Origin of the sequence: Rugamonas violacea (genome assembly GCF_016461825.1) — a bacterium.
Classification (GTDB): Bacteria; Pseudomonadota; Gammaproteobacteria; order Burkholderiales; family Burkholderiaceae_D; genus Rugamonas.
In genome coordinates this window covers 1-2,525 of the sequence record NZ_JAEMNU010000144.1, presented here as the reverse complement: position 1 = coordinate 2,525, position 2,525 = coordinate 1, and the positions used below count along the sequence as shown (strand labels likewise).

The 2,525-nt window shown below is 66.8% G+C and carries 1 protein-coding gene; it reads left to right on the top strand.

Annotation, left to right across the window (positions count from 1 at the left end; genetic code table 11):
• Positions 1-2,525 (top strand): RHS repeat-associated core domain-containing protein (locus H7U20_RS26985; protein ID WP_199762237.1); only part of this gene is annotated, 2,525 nt, incomplete at both ends.

Below are 2,525 nucleotides of genomic sequence, written 5' to 3'. Positions count from 1 at the left end.
ACACTTCGGCCACGATGACGCGGGCCGCCGCACCTGGACCGCCGCCGCGCTTGGCGTCGTCTCGACCCGGCGCTACGACACCGAAAACCAGCTGGTTGAAGCGACGACGATGTCGAACACCATCCGGCAAACGCGCCGTTATGCCTACGACCGGCGCGGCCGCCTGCTCCAAGTGGGCGCGCCGGACGGCGGCACGCGCCGCATCGATTGGAACGCGCAAGGCCTGCCCGCCGAGTCCAGCGACGCGCTCGGCCGCGTGACACGTTACCGCTACGACGACATGGGCCGCATCATCGGCGTGACCGAGGCGGCCAACACCATGCTGGCGCGGCTGCACAACACCGAGACGCGCTTCGAACTCGACCCGGCCGGACGCACCGCCGCCGTCATCGCGCCCGACGGCGCGACAAGCAGATATATCCGGGACGATTTCGGCCAAACGTTGGCCACCATCGGCGCCGACAGCGGCAGGACGACGCGGAACTTCGACGCGGCGGGACGGCTCGTCGCCAGCACGGATGCCATCGGCAATAGCGCCCGCTACCAGTACGACGTGGAAGGCCGCGTCGTGGCGCAGACCGTCACCGAGGCAAGCGCGGCGGGCACACCAAAAAAACAGGTCACCACCACGTGGCGTTACGAGGGTGCGCGGCTCGTCGCCATCGACCACCCGGAACAGTCCGAGCGTTATGGCTACGACAGCCAAGGCCGCCTCAACGTCAAAATCGTCACGGTGGTGCTCGACGGCGGAGCGCGCGCCAGCTTTACAACGCGCTACAGCTACGACGCCCTGGGGCAGTTGGCCGGCATCGGCCTGCCCGACGGCAGCACCTTGGACTACCTGCGCAACGGGCAGAACCAGGTGACCGCGCTTGAGCGCCACGCGGTGCAAACCTCCTGGCTGCGCTGGCTCTTGCCCGCGCAGCCCATCGTCCACAAGCTGGAGCGCGATGTCGTCGGCCTCAAGCGCATGGTCTACGGCAACGGTATCGAGGCGCACTACCAGCGCAGCCGGGAGGGCGCGCTGGCGCGCATCGTCCATCGCGACCCGCGACGGCCGGCGGGCGGCGAGCCGCGCAGCGCCGCGCTGGAATCCCTGCTGGGCATCAGTCCGGCGGCTGCCGCGACGGCGACGGCGACGGCGGCGACGGCGGCCCCGTCGGCCGTGCGGCCGGCGATGCAAACGGCGATGCCTGGCGCCCTCGGACTGCCGCTGGACCCGAACGCCGTCCTCGACCATCGCTACCTGTGGGACATGCAGGGAAATCTGCTGCACACGCAAGACCGCGATGCGGCCAGCAACTACGCCTACGATGCCCAGGACCGGCTGATCGTGGCGGGGACGGTGCCAACTGGGACGGCGCCGACCATGCTCAGCCGCGCCAACTGGGCGCGCTATCACTACGACGGCAACGGCAACCGCCTGCTCGGCCAAGAGGACATCGCCGACCAGGGCGACCTGCAGAGCGGCACGGTCCGCAGCAGTTACGCACAGGGGGAAGACCGCTGGCAGGCGCAGTCCAGCGCTGGCGCCATCCATTCCGATTACGACGCCGCAGGCCAGCCCCAGTCCATCGGGGCAAGGTCGTATCAATGGGATGCCCTCGGCAGGCTGCTGGCGGTGCGGAACGGCGCGCACACTCTCGCCCGCTACCGCTACAACCACCGTGGCGAACGCATCGCCAAGACCACCGTGGACCAGCACAGCTATTATTTGTACGAAAACAGGAAGCTCGTCGCGGAACTGGACGGCCAGGGCAAGATACGGCGCCAGTATGTGTACCTGGCCGACCAACCGGTCGCCATCATCGACTCGCGGGTACAGGACGCCGCCACCGGCGAACGTACCGGCTTAGCCCGCTTCCTCGCCGATGTCGCCGCCATCTGGCACGCATGGTTCGGCCACGGCGACACCATCGCCTACCTGCACAACAACCATCTGGGCGTCACCGAACTCGTCAGCGACGCGCAAGGAAAGCCGCTCTGGCGGGCCGACTACGCCGCCTTCGGCAAGCTCATCTCTACTGCGGTGCTGAACAAAACCGGCACCCCGTCGGACGCCTTCCAGTTCAACCTGCGCTTGCCCGGCCAGTATGCCGACCAGGAAACCGGCCTCCACTACAACGGCCAGCGCTACTACGACCCCGCGCGCGGGCGCTACCTGACACCCGACCCGCTGGGACTGCGTGCCGGCGCCAACAGCTATGCCTACGTCGGCGGCAACCCGCTCAAGTACGTCGACCCGGACGGGTTGATACTGTTCGCGTTCGATGGATCGGGAAACGATTTGCATGACGAAAAACTGCTCACCAATGTGGTCAAATTTGGAGACTTGTACCAGGGCTACAAGCGCTACATCACAGGCGTCGGCACCAGGGACATTCCAACCGGAATCGCTCCCCGTTCGCTGGACTTTGACGGTTCCATTGACTTAGCCAACGCCTACACTGGCAAGGCGCGCATCGGCGCAATGATGAAGTACCTGAACGACTACGCCGACTCCATTGCTGACGACACTTCGTTCG